The sequence below is a fragment of the Halomonas sp. NYA30 genome (assembly GCF_976980765.1).
Window position 1 is genome coordinate 478,475 of record NZ_OZ334477.1, and the last position, 16,684, is coordinate 495,158.

General features: G+C 51.4%; 9 protein-coding genes and 1 tRNA gene. 5 read left to right on the plus strand and 5 right to left on the minus strand.

Going from position 1 to position 16,684, the window contains the following annotated elements; translation table 11 throughout:
* Positions 1 to 5 precede the first annotated feature (5 nt).
* From ACWI0H_RS02260 to ACWI0H_RS02270, 3 genes are all read left to right on the plus strand, one after another.
* Positions 6 to 1,020, plus strand: a protein-coding gene (locus ACWI0H_RS02260) for an IS630 family transposase (protein ID WP_101146788.1) whose coding sequence is annotated in 2 segments (ribosomal slippage) — positions 6 to 392 and positions 394 to 1,020 — 1,014 coding nt in all. Because the reading frame shifts where the segments join, the coding sequence is not laid out codon by codon here.
* 264 nt (positions 1,021 to 1,284) lie between these two features.
* The gene (locus ACWI0H_RS02265; protein WP_485874690.1) at positions 1,285 to 4,608 is read left to right on the plus strand and encodes an STY4851/ECs_5259 family protein; all 3,324 of its coding nucleotides are present in this window, start codon (positions 1,285 to 1,287) and stop codon (positions 4,606 to 4,608) included.
* Positions 4,605 to 10,829 carry a DEAD/DEAH box helicase gene (locus tag ACWI0H_RS02270; RefSeq protein ID WP_485874691.1) on the plus strand — a complete coding sequence of 2,075 codons (6,225 nt, stop codon included), beginning with the start codon at positions 4,605 to 4,607 and terminating at the stop codon, positions 10,827 to 10,829. Before ACWI0H_RS02265 ends, ACWI0H_RS02270 begins: the two co-directional genes overlap by 4 nt.
* Before the next feature lie 641 nt (positions 10,830 to 11,470).
* Here the strand turns inward: ACWI0H_RS02270 and ACWI0H_RS02275 are convergent.
* The 4 genes from ACWI0H_RS02275 to ACWI0H_RS02290 all read right to left on the minus strand — a co-directional run bounded on the left by ACWI0H_RS02275 (position 11,471) and on the right by ACWI0H_RS02290 (position 14,997).
* Positions 11,471 to 12,832, minus strand: coding sequence for an IS1380 family transposase (locus tag ACWI0H_RS02275; protein ID WP_485874500.1), 1,362 nt, complete (start codon positions 12,830 to 12,832; stop codon positions 11,471 to 11,473).
* An 87-nt stretch (positions 12,833 to 12,919) separates the two neighbouring features.
* Positions 12,920 to 13,540 (minus strand): TraI domain-containing protein, encoded by a 621-nt coding sequence (locus tag ACWI0H_RS02280; protein WP_485874692.1) that lies wholly within the window; start codon positions 13,538 to 13,540, stop codon positions 12,920 to 12,922.
* Complete coding sequence (locus tag ACWI0H_RS02285) at positions 13,527 to 14,765, minus strand: tyrosine-type recombinase/integrase (protein ID WP_485874693.1); 1,239 nt, start codon at positions 14,763 to 14,765, stop codon at positions 13,527 to 13,529. The genes ACWI0H_RS02280 and ACWI0H_RS02285 overlap by 14 nt, the downstream gene beginning before the upstream one ends.
* On the minus strand, positions 14,758 to 14,997 hold the full coding sequence (locus tag ACWI0H_RS02290; protein ID WP_342583623.1) for a hypothetical protein: 240 nt from the start codon (positions 14,995 to 14,997) through the stop codon (positions 14,758 to 14,760). The genes ACWI0H_RS02285 and ACWI0H_RS02290 overlap by 8 nt, the downstream gene beginning before the upstream one ends.
* Positions 14,998 to 15,148: 151 nt before the next feature.
* On the opposite strand from ACWI0H_RS02290, the gene ACWI0H_RS02295 reads away from it, so the two are divergent.
* Positions 15,149 to 15,370, plus strand: a complete 222-nt coding sequence (locus ACWI0H_RS02295; RefSeq protein ID WP_485874694.1) for a helix-turn-helix domain-containing protein — start codon at positions 15,149 to 15,151, stop codon at positions 15,368 to 15,370.
* A gap of 164 nt (positions 15,371 to 15,534) precedes the next feature.
* Here the strand turns inward: ACWI0H_RS02295 and ACWI0H_RS02300 are convergent.
* Positions 15,535 to 15,611, minus strand: a tRNA-Met gene (locus ACWI0H_RS02300).
* 271 nt (positions 15,612 to 15,882) lie between these two features.
* Here ACWI0H_RS02300 and phbB point away from each other — a divergent pair.
* The gene (phbB, locus tag ACWI0H_RS02305; protein WP_336273608.1) at positions 15,883 to 16,629 is read left to right on the plus strand and encodes an acetoacetyl-CoA reductase; all 747 of its coding nucleotides are present in this window, start codon (positions 15,883 to 15,885) and stop codon (positions 16,627 to 16,629) included.
* The last annotated feature ends 55 nt before the right edge of the window (positions 16,630 to 16,684 follow it).

Here is a 16,684-nt window from a genome sequence, read left to right on the forward strand (position 1 = left end):
GAACCATGGAAAAACGCTTCGTTGCCCCTCTCACTGAACCTGAACAACAGACGCTGACCTCCGCCTATCACCATGGCGAGAAGCGCGCTCTCCGTCGTCGGGCGCATGCCATTCTACTGAGTGACCAAGGCCATACTATTACCCAAATCAGTGAGATACTTCAGGTTCGCCGCGATGCCGTATCACGATGGTTCAAGCAATGGGAAGTGTCCGGTTTTGATGGTCTCACCGACAAACCGCGTAGTGGACGAACACCCGCCCTCGATGAACACGATCACAAGCGACTGCAAGCGTTGGTAGCCGAGCATCCCCATCAGATTCGCGCCTTACAGGCTCGCTTTCAAGAAGAGACTGGCAAGTCTGTCGCCACGGTGACACTGCGCCGGGCGTTGAAAAAAAAATGGCCATAGCTTCAAGCGCATTCGGCATTCACTCAAGACCCAGCGTGACGAAACGGACTTTCGCAAAACGCAAGGCTTGATGAAAGCGCTTCACGAGCGAGAGGACCAAGGCGAGCACGAGCTCTATTACTTTGATGAATCAGGTTTTTCACAAGCGTCGTCGGTGCCGTATGCGTGGAGCCCTATCGGCAAGCCCTGGGAAGTCACTGCCTACTCCCGCAGCCGAAGGCTAAACGTGCTGGGCTTCCTAAGCCGAGCCGGAAAACTGGTCTATCACACGACAACCGAGACAGTGACCACGGAAACGGTCATAGAAGCGTTTGACCAGTTTGTGATCCAGAAGGATCCAGACACCTTCGCCGTTGTGGTGCTCGACAATGCCAGCATGCATCGCTCCAAGGCCTTTAGGCGCAAGAGGGTGGAGTGGATGTCGCAACGTGTGCATCTGATCTATCTGTCTGCCTACTCACCAGAGCTGAATCTGATAGAGATTCTGTGGCGGCAGATGAAGTACACCTGGCTGCCCTTGAGTGCCTATCTCTCGTTTGAACGTCTACATGAAGAGGTACACCGCTTACTCGGTGGTTACGGAACTGATCACGCGATTAATTTTGAATAGGCACTTAGGCGATGTGCTTTGGCGCTTGTCAAAGAAGCGTGCGTGTCCGGTTGGCGCTAGGTGGTAGTTTCCCCTCTGGGCAGTTTGCAAGATCACTACATTCTTAACTTTTTCGTTCATACTATAATTAAATTTATGTAAGCGGCAACTATTTAACGGTAGTATCCAGCATTGAACAATTATTAGCATTCGGAAGGAAACGTCTCATCTTTGATAGCTTTCAGGGCGCTGAGTTAACGATAATTAAACGAAAGGGGTGGTTGAATGGGGCCGGTTTATGAGCTACGTAAACAACTAAAGGGTTGGATTTCTTCATATCTGAGTAGAAAAGGCCTCGCCGTCCCAAATGGTTTACCTCTATATAGTTATGCCACGACTGATAGTGAACTTCAGTTCCTCGGCGCTTTGTTAGCTGTAAACGATGAGGAACGCCATAGCCCCATATCTAGAGTCTATTGGGCGGCAGGTTACTGCCTTTTTGTATCGGAAAAATACCGCAGAGAGTATGAAGCTAGTTGGTCTTGGCAAGCATTTGATGCTGAATTGGATATTAAGCTTCAGCCTAGCGAGCATACGGAGTTGGTTAAGCTTGGATTAGGCTTTTGGGATCGGCCTATTCGCTATCGTACTCATGGCGCAGATTATCTGGGGTCACTCTTTGCCGAAGGAGGGTTGCCATGGCGTTTGCTACAAAATGAACAGCATGGTTTTGGCCGTGCGATTAAGGCAGGTCTCAAGCATTACCATGAATGCAAGCGAGATGGCCGGGATCTTGTCCAGGTCATCCGTGAATACGGCCAGTTTTTTCCACAATCCTTTCAGAATGATGAAAAATATCAATTGCTCGCCAGCATTGCGGAAACCCTTATGCTGCTTGCAGAAAAGTATGGGCTTGACCAGCAGGATGACCCTGCGTCTATTCTAAATCGTCAAGCGCCTCAATGGCGGGATGAATTTCCGTTACCGTTGGAAGAAGAGAATGGCTTTGCTCTGGTAAATGAGTGGCTTAGGGATGCAGGTAGCCGACTTGAAGAGCGTAAACGTACCGAAGAAATGGCTCGTCAGTTTACTTGTGAGCATCAACTTGACGGCCCGATGGAGTCGGCGCGTTTACAAGCGAAGGTTTGGCTGAGCCGTTCTCTTCAAATAAAACTGGGAACGCGCAAGATTATTACCAGCCGTGTTGAGTTAGCGCTTTATGAGGGCGATCGCTTAGCCCTTAAGCTGGGTGTTGCCTATGGGCGATTGGAAGGCGATGTATTGACTATCAAAATGCCATCAGAGGTAGCAAAGTTTCGTCGCCAGTCTCCTGAAAAGCCTCTTTTTGTAGTGTCTTCCTGTGCAGGGGAACGGTTGGATACTCATGCAATCCAGTCCAGTGAAGTCGATTGGAATCAATTACCCACTGTTTTTGTTGAGGAGGATGAAGTCACGCGCCTGGTAGGTATTGCGTCGGTTAAGTGCAAGGCACCTGAGGTGCTTTTACGTATACCTGCCTGCATAAATAGCCAAGGTGGTGAGCTTTTGATAAACGATGTCGAGGGAGGGGCTTGGCACCGTATTAACGAGCAACTAACTATCTCTAATTCTGGCTCCCGCTATATGATTGAACCCGGTAATTCGTCCGGGGTTGAGCGGGTCGAGTTGCAAGGTGTTATTTCATCTTACGATACCTTACCCGTTACTACTTGGTTGGGCTGGCCTCGGTGTTTACTGATTAACTCTGTTGATGAGAGGTATAAACCGGATGCCTTTAGAGTTGATGACCAATTAGTTAAAGACTTGAGTGCATCATCCCGAGTGGGTAGTTTCAGGGTAGATATTCTAGGGGCGGATCAGCGGGTCATTGCTCGACGCAAGCTGGGCGTATTGCCAAGGGATTTTTCGGTAGCCGCCATGCCGGCCTCATCTCAGGTTCCAGCGCGTATCCTAGTTAGTACAGACAAATTATTGAATGTACGTGTGCTAAATGATGGTCTGCGCTCGAATATACAGAAAGTAGGCCGCGCGATTACGGTGCAGTTAATGCCGGGTAATCAAACACCTGATAGAGTGCTGCTAGAAATTACAGATGCTCGCATCTCTGCTGGGGGTGTGGTCATTCGTCTTCCTTACCCTGAAGAAGGGGTGCAGTTATTAGAATCTGACGGACAACAGTTCCTGGGGCGTGGGCTTACGCTTGAGCGCACATTGGGGATGACATTGGCCTTTACACCTCCTCCCGATAGAGCAAAAACGTTTTACCTTTCATTGGAGCTGATGGGGCAGGTAACGAAGCTGGAAAAGCAATACAGCTACCATGTTGACAATACTACGGCACAAGTAAACTTGTATTCACTTTACGACGATATCCTTTCATTGCTCAGTTGTAGTGCAGAGCAAGATGCAACTATTCGTTGCCGAATTGAAACCTCACAAATGCTCAGGCAATTCTATATTCACCGTTACGATGCAACCATTAAATTTACCAACGAGTTTCATCAGTTTTTTGAGCTTCTGGATTACAGTTCGCAGCCATTAATGTATCGCTCAGAGGGTACAACTGTTATGGCGATGCAAGTGCATGCCCCCGAGAATCAGCCTATAGCTATGCAACCTCAGTCACCGAATAGCATTATCACTGGCTTTTATGCACTGCCGGATAAGCTTCAAAAGGATGGTCCCTGGCTGTTGTACCCCGAAGAGAGTTCTCCTATCGCATTCCGTCCAGCTATTCATGTGCCTGGCTTTTCAGATTGTGATCTCGAAGACATTCAGAATATTAAAACCCTCCATTCAGCTGCGCGTTACTATCATCCCCAACATCGCCCTGATGTCTTCGATGTTGTCCTTGACGACATGGCGGGGCACTTCTTACACAATAGCTGGCTTTATCTGATTGAGCTGAAACAGCATTATCAAAATATCCCCTTGTCTGCGTTTGAAAGTTGGAAGCATTTGGCGCGTCACCCACACGCAATGGCTCTGGCTGTTTTTCGGCTTGAAATAAATTCAGTGTTTGCCGATCGCCTAAAGCGAGAGCTAGCGGTTATTTGGGAGGCAATTACCGTAGAGCAGTGGCGAAAAGCTGTGCAGTTGTATGTGAAGGGGGTCTCCCAACAGTTTGATATTCCAGTGCAGATGCTCCAGAGCAAGGTACGCGAACGCATGGAATTATTAGCGGTTCAGGTGCCTGTATTCAAAGACCTAGCAAGTGCGTTATGCGATGACAATTCAGCAACTGTCAGCGTACTGCCTTTACAGACAATTTTACCTATTTGGTTGGGTGAACTGCGCTCCCGCAATAAAGATGCTAAATGGCCAACCAACCTGAGTGAACCGCTTGGAAATTGGATTCGGCAGCAGGAGGGTTATGCTTGGCTAAAGGAACTGCCGATGCCAGGCTATATGCACTCAGTTTGTTTTATGCCGGTGTTCGCTGCTTTTCTGACCGCGGGTGTGGCTGATCTAAATGAGTTGTCGGCGGATGACGCCGTTCTACGTTTTAGTTTTCGGATGTTATCTGATTTTGACAGGAACGGATGGTACGAGCCGGTGTATTCGGCCACTTTATCCGGTTTACTTCACGCCAAAGGGAAAGAGCTATGAGTGGTAACTTCAAAGAATTGATCAATCAGTCGTTGAATCGTTCACGTGAAGCTACGCTCTCCATTCTGGGTATTAATGACACTGGCCTCAGAACCCATCTTGCCGAACAGATGCATGATCGTATGGGCGAGGAAGGCTGTTTTCTGGCGCCGCCGGTGTTTGAACATACCTTTGGCTGGCGGCCAGGCGATGTCACTCTGGCTGATTTGCAGGGAAGCCTGCTGGCTGAATCGGTTGTCAGTGCATTGACGGCGGATACTGGGCACGGATTTGACGCGGATATGAATCCCTACCAACACCAGCTGGAAAGCTGGCAGACGCTGTTGGCCGATAAACCTATGTCAGCGGTGATCACGACCGGCACAGGGTCAGGCAAGACGGAATGTTTCATGGTGCCCATCCTACAGGATCTGGTGCGTGAATATGAAAATAGCGGCACCCCCTTGGTGGGTGTAAGGGCACTGTTTCTGTATCCGTTGAATGCATTGATCAACTCTCAGCGAGAGCGCCTCAATGCCTGGACATCACCCTTTCAGAATGGCATTCGGTTCTGCCTTTATAATGGCAATACAGAGGAAAAAGAGTCCAGTATTCGCAAGAAGCAGAAAATAAGTGTCAACGAGATTCTTTCCCGCGAAGAACTGCGTAAACAGCCCGCTCCCATTCTGATGACCAATGCCACCATGTTGGAATATATGCTGGTCCGGCAGGTGGATGATCCGATTTTACGGATCTCACGAGAGCAGCAGTCGTTGCGCTGGATTGTTCTGGATGAGGCGCACACCTATATAGGCTCACAGGCAGCTGAGCTATCACTGTTGCTGCGCCGAGTTGTGGAGGCTTTCGGGAAGCAGGCCAGTGATATTCGGTTTGTGGCGACCTCCGCGACCATTGCAGGTGAAAACGCTGCGCAACGGCTGCAGACTTACTTGGCATCGCTAGCAGGGGTGCCGGATGATCAGGTGGTAGTGATCGGTGGTTCACGCCAGGTGCCTGTTGCGACGCCACAGGCACCAATGAATTGTAGCTTTGAGGAAATTTTCCAGATTGAGCTGGGAAGATCGGTGTCTGCTGAACGCTATGCCGCCCTGGTCAATCATCCGCTGGCCTACCGCATACGCCAAACGGTGGTGAACAATGAAAAGCCTCTGGATCTGAATGAGCTGGTTGAGGCCGTTCAGTCAATGCTGAAAAGCGGGCAAACAGCCGCGCGTCAGCAGGAAATGTTGCAATGGCTTGATCTGATGGCGGGGACTTCGCCTGCAGAGGATGCGCCACCTTTTCTCAAACTGCGTTGCCACCTGTTCCAGCGAATGTTGCACGGGCTGTGGAGCTGTATCGATCCAAAGTGTAATGCTAAATCACCGCATCTCAGGCAATGGCCGTTTGGCAAGGTATATGTCACCCAGCGGCCCCGTTGTGAATGCTCAGCGCCGGTTTACGAAGTGGCTTTCTGTAATGAGTGTAAAACCCCACACCTGGTGGCTGAAGATAATGGCGGTATTCTGAAGCAGGCAAGCCCCTTTGCTGGCGATGAGTTCTCTCTTCAGGATGACAAGGATGAGGAGGTGCCGGAGCAGGAAAATACCCAATACAGTCACCAGCAGGCGGTCGTCCTGGCGGCCGCGCCAGCCGATGGTTATGAAGCCATACCGCTGGATCTTGAATCTGCCGAGCTTGGTGTGTTGAACGGGTTGTCAGTGATAACGGTCAGTCAGGCCGCAGAAGCAGGGTCAGCATGTGCTCAGTGTGGTGAGTCAGGACACCGTTTTAGCTTTTTGCGGAAATGCTATCTGGGCGCACCTTTTTATGTGAGTAATGCAGTACCAACAGTATTGGAATTCTGCCCCGACCCCGAGGGAGTTGCACCAGAAAGTCTCCCTGGGCGAGGCCGCAAGCTGATTACCTTTACCGATAGCCGCCAAGGAACAGCACGCATGGCGGTGCGTATGCAGCAGGAGGCGGAAAGGTCGCGACTCAGAGGGTTAGTGTTTGAAGTGCTGCGTAACCGGCAGGCTTCAGTCAATATTACGGCGGGCACCAGCGAGTTGAGCATTGAAGATAAAATGCTCCTTGATGCCGCTGACAGGCTTGAAAAGGTCGGAATGCTTGAGGATGCCAAGTCATTTCGAGATCAGGTGCAGCAAAGGCAGGATAAAATCAGTATTCCTCGCCAGATACAATTGAGCTGGCATGAGCTGGTCAATGAGCTGGCGGCGGCCAACGATATCAAACACTCGATTCTGGACTACAACCGCTATGCCAACCCTGAGTTCTTCAGCGGCAATCAAAACAGCCTGACATTGGCCGGTTTGCTGCTGCTCAGGGAGTTTGCTCGCAGACCGAAAAACCAGAACAGCACTGAAACCCTGGCGCTGGTTCAGGTGGGTTATCAGGGGCTGGATCAGGTTCAGACGGTACCGCGTCACTGGGCGGAAACTCAGGTGCCCAAGGCAGGTAATGCTCAGGAGAAAGAGGCGCTTTCTTTGCAGGACTGGAAGGACTTTCTCAAGGTGGCGTTGGACTTCCACGTTCGAGAAAACACCTACTTTGTCATCAACGACAATGAGCGCCAATGGCTAGGTGCGAAGTTTGCTCCCAAGCAATTAGTAGCACCAAACATAGATTACCAGGACACGCCACGCGTTAAATCGTGGCCACAGTTCAAACCGGGTAACAGGCCGCCATCGCGACTGATCAAGCTATTGTTACAAGGTGCTGCCCTTGATCCTGATTCCCCTATCAGCCGGGATAAAGTGAATGAGTGGTTAAAGGCGGCGTGGTCAGAGTTGACGCGTTTACAGATTCTACAAAGCCAGGGCGGCGGCTATACTCTTAACCGGAATATCATTACTTTTGCATTGCCACAAAAAGCCTGGGTGTGTCCTATCAGCTATCGGCTGTTGGATACGACCTTCAGGGAGCTAACGCCCTATATCCCCAGAAAAGCAGAGCGGGTACAGCTTGAATGCCTACCCGTCAGCCTACCTGATTTCACGTCGCTAGCACCTCAGGGAGAAACTGAAGGTGCCTTGCTGGCCATTCGAGAAAAAGTTGCTCGTAATGACGTTATTCAGAAGCTTCGCCAGCAAAACCTGTGGAGCGATATTTCTGATCGCACCGTCGAAGGCGGTTTTTATTACCGTACGGCAGAGCATTCTGCCCAGCAATCAGCTGAACGCCTGCAAACCTACGAGGGTTTATTCCATAGCGGCAAGATCAATGTTCTGAACTGCTCGACCACTATGGAGATGGGCGTCGATATTGGCGGAATCTCAGCAGTGGTGATGAATAACGTGCCGCCTCATCCTGCCAACTACCTGCAGCGAGCAGGGCGCGCGGGCCGTCGTAGCGAGTCCAGGGCTATTGCCTACACCTTGTGCAAGGCTGACCCGCACAATACACGCGTTTTCAACAATCCAAAGTGGGCATTTAATACCGCAATACCGGCACCGGTGATCACGCTGAATGCACAGCCCCTGGTGCAGCGTCATGTCAACTCGTACCTGCTGGCGGCCTTTCTGAAAACCTATTCGCCAGTGGAAGGTGATCGTACCCGGCTGATCGTTCAGTGGTTTTTCAATGTTGAAGAAGGCATGGTCGACCACTTTATTGACTGGTTGGGCAGTGATGCCAGCGCCTTTGAGCAAGGCGTCAAAAGTATTGTAAAGCGCACATCGCTGGAGTTGATCGGCATGGAGACCTTGCTCAATCATACGGCGAACGCCATTCGTCCAATAGCCGGCAACTGGCAGGCTGAATATCGGCAGATCAATCAACGGCTTGATAGGGCGGCCGACGAGCGCTATAAGCGGGCGCTAGAGCGTGAAAAAGCCCGTCATGAAGGCGAGTATCTACTCAAGGAGTTGGCAACCAAGGCCTTTCTACCGGGGTATGGATTCCCTACCAATGTGGTGGCACTGAATACGCACAATGCCGAGGATTTCAATAGTAGGCGTCAGCCTCGTCATAATCAGCCAGACCGGGAAGATAATATTTTTACCTACAAGGAGCAGCCATCCCGCGGGCTAGATATTGCTGTCAGGGAGTATGCACCCGGCGCCCAGATTGTCATTGATGGTCGTGTCTATCGTTCAGCGGGCATCAAGATGCAGTCCTATCAAGAAGGATCTGCTGGCAGCAACCAAAAGTTTGATGTTAGTTGGCAATGCGTGAACTGTGGCATGCCGGGTTACCAGGCTTATGCATACTCTCACTCGGATGATTTGCACTGCTCGCAATGTGAAGCAACCATTCCGAATACGCAGGTCAAGAGAGTGCTTCGGCCTATGGGGTTTGTCACCGATTTCTATGAGCCGACCACCAATGATGTATCGACCCAAAAGTTCATACCGGTAGAGCGGCCTCTGGTGTATGTCGATGGGGCCGTAATTGCACTGCCTGACCCTGCTTGTGGCTATGTACGTTTCGGTGAGGACGGGCAGATTGTGGTGCGTTCTGGGGGCGAAAATGGCAACGGCTTTGCGGTATGTATGTGCTGTGGACGAGCGGAGTCAATGACGTCGAAGGGTGAACTGCCAGCGGGGATGCAGCCTGATCAGTTCCATCGTCCTGTGGGAGGTGCCGTGGGTAGTAAACCTAAAAAAGAATGTTCAGGTGAAGCGGTGTTGCCTGATATTCACCTAGGCTATCAGGCAAGAACGCATGTAGTGGAGTGGGTGCTGAAAAACCCGTTAATAGGGGCCTGGATTCCTGATAGCGAACAAGGACGTATCATTGCCATGACGCTGGCGGTTGCGCTTCGCGATGCGGTAGCCGATCAATTGGGCATCGCCAGCAGTGAAATGGGGTTTGGCGTTCGACTTGATCGCAGCCTAGAAACAGGTGAGAAACGCTATATCGTCCAAATTTACGATAACGTTTCCGGTGGCGCGGGCTTTGTGCTGTCAGCCCTGCACAAGATGATAGGACTATTGCAAGCGGCGTTCGGAAAGCTCACGTGTTCGACAGACTGTGAAACCGCTTGCTCATCATGCCTTGCCAGCAAGGATAGTCGTGTGGAGTTTGAACAGCTAAACCGGCAACTAGCAATTAAATGGCTGGAGGAAGGGCAGTTTAGCCAGCACCTTGCATTGCCGGAACAGTTCAGCGCTCTGGACGGAGCAAGCTACTGGCCCTATGGCCCTGGGCGCTTTATACGTTACTGGATCAACCGGTCTGCCAGGGAAGTTTCTGTACGATTAGCAGGTGACCCGGAACAGTGGGACCTGGGGGCGCCTGAGTTTCGCCGTCAGTTGATGGCCTGGAAAGTGGTTGACGGTTGTAAGGTTAATATTGTGCTTGAAACGCAGGATCTGCCCGCTGTTATCAAGGAAGAGCTGGCGCTCTTTGCGCGCTTTGGTATTCAAGTTTTGCAACAGGCCAGGGATAACCATATTGGTGGTGTTTCAGCCCTGGTTCAGCTAACCACTCAAGAGGGTGGTATGGTGACCCTGTTTACGGATAGTCAGCTAGCAGTTATTCCCGATACAAACTGGCTGGAAGCCCATGATGCAAGTACCTGGGTGGCGTCAGAGCAGTTGCCTGCCTGGAAATGCTCATTGGTTAATACTGAGGATTGGCTGGGTATATATGGTAGCGCCACTGTGCTTGAAGTGACCAAGGAGCTTAATGGCCCTACTGCCGAATTACCTAAACGCTGCAAAGCACTGCTGACGGAAAAAGCACCCGGATTTATGGCGCGACTGCAAAGTGAAAAAGTAGTTTCTATACGTTATGAAGACCGTTATCTCCGTTCCCCCTGGACAATCATGTTGCTAGTGGGTTTTATGCAGATAATTCCGAGTGATGCTGTCAACTCTGTAACTGTCGACGTCGTAGCGGCTCCTGACAACTCCTCTGGTTCACGCCTGTGGGATAACTGGACTAATCAGCAGGATATGAAGCAAGTGCTGACGCAATGGCTATCGGCCATTTTGGGGACTGTGCCACAGGTTAATATCTGTAACTCCCTGGCCGATGTCAGCCATCGACGTGTACTGACGCTGACGCTTGAATCGGGTAAACAGCTGAAACTGGCTTTTGATCAGGGCATGGGTTATTGGCAATGTCACTCAGAGACCTATGGATTAAAGCGCTTTGATTTCAATCAGTCGATTGAAGGCCAGGTCAGGCAAATGCTGGATAGTTGGAAGGGCGTGTCACTTTTAAATATTGGTGATTGGCCGACTGATATCGCGCTGTATGAGTCGACTCCCTAGATGTTGCTGATAAATATAAGCCGCCACGCGTTGGCGTTGGCGGCATAAAAGTAATGCCACATGTAGCACTATTGAGGCTGTAAAGCGGGTATCTCAGGCCGCCAAAAAACATTTTGACCAATACGACTGAAGCCCCAGTGGTTTTTGGAGCGAAACGCTCGTATTTGATTATCGGCCATTGCACTTTGCCCGTCGGCATCACGGATATAACGAGCGAGTGTTATGGCTGCTTTCTGGCCGTAGCGTGCACCCGGTGAAGCACATGTCCAAACATGCCGTAGCATGATAGCTAGGTCAGGCGCATGCTTATCCAAATACGCCAGCCCATAGGCGCAGGCTTCTAATGTAAAGGCATCATGACTACAGAGCTTCCAGGCGGCATTCGGCTTGCCTTTAGAGTCGTAGGTATAGCCTGAATCCGTGAAGCCGGCGCCGACACTTTCCCTATCACCGCCAGCGAGCACTTTTTGATCATTCGCCCGTGCAAGTTGGCTTTCGCAAGCCCGTTATTGCCAAAACCCACCGTGCTGATCGGTGCTGACGGCCCGTTTTGTCATGCCTTTCCACCCGCCAGGCACGACATATCTGGCGATCGCGTGTCGCTTGGAACTGCTTGTGGATAGAGTGTCGCCGATTGACGGTCAGCATGGCGTTCCTCGTGGATAACGCAGTCGGCTCCGCAGCGTCTTGAGCACCGTCATGCGCCCGATATCCTGCCCGAAGTCGAGGATGATCTGCCGAGCCTTGTGAATCACGAGAGCCGCACGGTGCACCAACTCTTGTAGCACGGTGCGCAGCCGGCGCCGCTTGGCCGGGTGGCGAACCGGGCTCAGCTCGCCGGTCATGCCCAGCTGTCCCATCAGGCGCAGGATGTTGTAGGCCAACTGGGCGAGATGCAGGATCAGATCGTTGGTGGCGAACTTGCCGGACGGCAAGCGCTCCAGGTCGAGATCGGTCTTGATCTCGCTGTGAAACTGCTCATGGGTGGCATGCGCCTGGTAGCGTTTGATCACCGCCTCCGGCGCCTCGTCCAGGCTGGTCCACCAGCCTTCCAACTCATAGTCCGGTTCGAGCAGCAACTGGCCATCGCGATCGGCGGTGCGCTCGACCAGGCGCATCACGCGTTGGACGACGTATTCGGTCTTGTTGTCGTCGTGGATCGAGACGGTCTGCGTCCACAGCGCCTGGCGCTTGCCAGGACGCAGCTCTTCCCAGTAGTCCGCCGCCACAGCCAACCAGGTATCCTGATCGGCCGTGGCCGAGCCGCGCGGGTTCCATTTGACGACATAGTCGAGCCGGCGCCCCTCGTCGGCAAAGACCTGGCGCTGCTGTTCGAGAAGCGCCAGGTGCGCCTGGCTGTCGAAGCCGCTGTCCTCGCGTAACAGGATCGGTTGCTCGGTCAGGCCTTGGGCGCGAGGCAGTACCCGCTCCAGGAAGGCGTTGCTCTCCTTCATGGTGTGCTGCTTGCCAGGCCGCAGTTCCAGACCCAGGCACCACCCTTCGTTGCCCAGATAGGCGGCGATCGGGGTGTAGCCATCGACCTTCTGGTAGGTCCGCGAGACGCCTTCCTTCTTCGAGTTGCTGTTGTCCATGACGAAGGTGTCGATGTCCAGGCAGACGTGCGTCGTCTCGGCGGTGATCGGTGCTTCGATCAGTGACAGCAGGGTCGTGGACCAGGTGGCGGTGCGCGCCTGCAGGTCGTTGGCGGCAAGTTTCTCCAGCCGCTGTCGCAGCGTCGCCGCGCTCGGCACCTTCTGCAGGGTCAGCAGTTGTTGGAAGGGCTTGTCGCGGCGGAAGTTCTCGACAGCGTCATAGTCGCTCATGCCCAGACACAGCAGGCCCAGGTAGCTCTTGATCACGTCACTGGTGCGCATGCCCAGCGTGGTGGGGAAGCGGCTGTCGATGCTGTCGACGCCAGCGATCTCGAAGCATTGCCCGATGATGGACAGCCCGGCGTGGCTGGTGAGGGTGCGGCGACTGGCGCGGAACTTGACGTTGGGCATGGCACTGTCTGGGTGAATGGCGATATCCGCTATATTGCCATGCGGACCAGTAGGTTAGAAGCGTTTCAGGGATCCGGTCTCACGGATTCAGGTATAGGTCTTCCCAATATCATGCAATAACCCCGCGACAAAACACGTTTCCTGCATCAGGCGCGACATAGAGGGCTCGTTAAGACGTAGCATTGCTACGGCGTTATTAGCGACGTTCAACGAATGCTCTAGCAAGCCGCCCGGGTAGGCATGATGATAATTGACGCTGGCGGGTGCATTCAAAAAAGCTTCAAGACGATCCTTGCGTTCCAGTACCCGCGTCAAAAAAGCTCGAAGGCATTCTGATTGAAGCGACTGTACAGTCGTAACTAACTTATCGAATACCTCTGGCATCGGGGAGTACACCCGTGGCAACGATTGCAGGGTATCCATACAGGTCACTTCATCCCGGGACGCCCTGCGGAACTCATCAAGAATGAATTGGCCTGACAAACACTTCACTCCGGAAGCGGTAACAAAGTCCAGATGGCCGATGCGCTCAGGTACCGTTGTTTTGCTCAAGTTGAGCATCGCGATTTGATCCCCCACGCAATCGCTCAGCCGCAGCTTTAAGAAGGGCGTTTTCGCGTTATCAAACTCCACCACACGTCCGGTAAGGCGGTAAGTGCCCGTGAAGGTGCGAGATAGGTGAGTAGGGACGTTATCAAGCCGTTTCATGACGCTGCTCCTTCTGGGGCTTAGTGGGCGTGGTGTTGCCTAATAAACGCTCAAAGGCAGAGCCATCCATACGGGTGGCATTGGGGACGTAACGGGAATAGACCTTGAACAGCATCTCGGTTGAACTGTGGCCTAGCATTCGCGCCACCCATTCTGGATTTTCGCCAGAAGCCAAAAAGAGTGTCGCGGCAGTATGGCGTGTTTGATAAGGGCGGCGTTTGGTCAGCCCAAGAGACTTGAGCAAGGGATACCACACACGTTTCGTCACGTTATTGTGATCAAGCGGCTGCCCCAACTGATTGCAGAACACATACTTACTCATATGCCCAGTGGCGGCGTACTGCGTTTTTAGCGCGTCATACACTTGACCAAACATGGGGATTTCCCGTTGTGACCCATCAGTCTTGGTGTATTCCGTTTCGCCATTAATCAGTGTTTCGCGTACCAAGATTTCCCGCTTAGCAAAATCAATGTTTTTCCACTTCAACCCATCGACTTCACCGGTGCGCATGCCGGTAAAAAAGCGCACCGTGTAATAGTTGCTATAGTCTGGGCGGACGTTATCGATGATGCGTTGCACCTCGTGTAGCGAAAACGGCTCGATGTGCGTCTTCTGTAGCTTTAACGGCTTGATATTTTTGTACGGCGTCTCGAAATCGAAACGCTCGGCCGCCTCATCGAGCACCATACGCAAAATGGACATATGGCTGTTGATCGTCTTTGGCGATACCAGCCCCGTAGCACCGCGACCCTTGCGCTTAGCTAGCTTAGAGCGGAACGCCATGATGTCGGACTTGGTGATGTCTCCGATGGTTTTTTTACCAAAAGCAGGCTTAAGTGAGCTATCCAGGATCGAACTCACATTGCGCACGTGGGAAGCACGCCACTGGATTTTGCTTTCGTCGAACCACTGATCAGAAAAATCATTGAAGAGCGGTGTTTCCACAGCCGGTTGAGTGTTCTCGATCTGTGCAGGTTGAAGAGATTGATTTTTAGCGGCGTTATTTAACCCCAGCTTCTGCAAATTTTTACTGCCAGGGAAAAACTCTGCATAGTCGAGATCATCTAGCAAAATCTTTGCTTCTACTTTTGCGAGTAACTGCTCCACTTTTTTTCTGTTAGTAGGCGTGTCTTTCAGTGCAGTTTGCTCACGTAACCGCAGGCCTTGATAGAAAAAATCCAGATAGAGCTTACCCGTCTCTTTTCGTTGGCGAACCTTACCCATGGCTATAGCCTCCATTTGCCATCGGAATGGAAATGTTGCCATGAGCGGCTTTAAGCATTTCTTTTTCAACGGCTTCCCACAAGAACAAAATTTTCCGTCGGCCAAATGGCTTGATGTAGTGGGTGCCCTCGATAAGGACGCTGTCTTTTAGCTGCTGTCGGATAGTACGGCAGTCGTACTTGATGCGCTGGGCAAGCTCTTCGGTCGTGAGATAGGTATAAGATGATTCCATCGAAAACCTCCATAAGGAGTGGTATTCTGCGTGACTAAAAGACATTCCAAATATCAGAATGTCATCCTAAATGACATTTTAGACAGCAAAAAACCATTTGCAAGCGTTTTTTGCCATTCAGGATGACAAAAAGCATTTTCAGGAGGTTTTGATGGTTCGTTGTCATCTCGCGCGTTTGATGGGCGAGCACAAAATGAAGATCGTGGATGTTGCGCGTGAAACGGGACTTAACCGCAATACTGTTACGCTTCTTTATAAAGAAACTGCTCAGCGAATCGAGCTGGATGCATTGGATAAGCTATGCAAGCTTTTCAGTTGTGAGGTGGGGGATTTGCTAGAAATTCAAAAAAATCATGAGAAAAATGAGAGGTGAGTAATACTGCCAGTCGTTGACTTAAGGTCGTAAGAATAAATTACTGACGCAAGCAACGGAGCGAATGTGTCACATATGCGTCACAGATGTGTCACAGGAAGTTTGCAGACGAACAAAAACAAAAAAGGCAGATCAGTAAGTAACTGATCTGCCTCTCAAAATATTGGTAGCGGGGACCGGATTTGAACCGATGACCTTCGGGTTATGAGCCCGACGAGCTACCAGACTGCTCCACCCCGCATCAACGTGTGGCGTATTCTACAGAGATTTCGCATGAAGTCAATAGGGGTATTAACACGTTCGGCTTATGGCAGTAGCGAGCATCCTGCTGCAACATGAGAGAAGTGCAGCTATGCTTTAGATAGCCATAACAAAAAGCTTACGTTGGTGCATTGCTCAAGCCAGTAATGCGCTAGGGTAATACAGGCGCAACCGCGCTTATTCACAATGGCTTGTGACACAACCTATATGCTTTTAGACCCAAGCCATTTGTCATTTCAGGGAGGTAGTCAATGACCAATCAAGCCCCCGTCGCCTGGGTAACTGGTGGAACTGGTGGTATCGGTACGGCAATTTGTCGTTCGTTGGCAGATGCGGGATATTTGGTTGTTGCGGGTTACCGCAACCCCGATAAGGCCAAAACCTGGCTAGAAACGCAGCGTGCTGACGGCTATAACAATATCGAATTGTCTGGCGTCGACCTTTCTGACCATAATGCTTGCCTAGAAGGTGCCCGTGAAATTCATGATAAGTACGGCCCCATCAGTGTGCTAGTGAACTGTGCGGGTATTACCCGTGATGGCACCCTGAAGAAAATGTCTTACGAGCAGTGGTACGAAGTGCTCGATACCAACCTCAACAGTGTTTTTAATACCTGCCGTAGTGTTATTGAGATGATGCTTGAGAATGGCTATGGCCGGATCATCAATATTTCATCCATCAATGGCCGTAAGGGGCAGTTTGGTCAGGTGAACTACGCGGCAGCGAAAGCCGGCATGCACGGCTTGACCATGTCGCTGGCACAGGAAACGGCGACCAAGGGGATTACGGTTAATACTGTATCGCCTGGTTATATCGCTACCGATATGATCATGAATATTCCAGAAAAAGTGCGCGAAGCCATTCGGGAAACAATCCCAGTGAAGCGCTATGGCAAGCCAGAAGAGATTGGCCGCTTGGTCACTTTCTTAGCCGACAAGGAATCAGGATTTATTACCGGTGCTAACATTGATATCAACGGTGGTCAGTTTATGGGCTAGTGGTTCGCTACTGGCTGATAAACACTAGCTCCTTGACTCAGAGGAGAACGCAAAC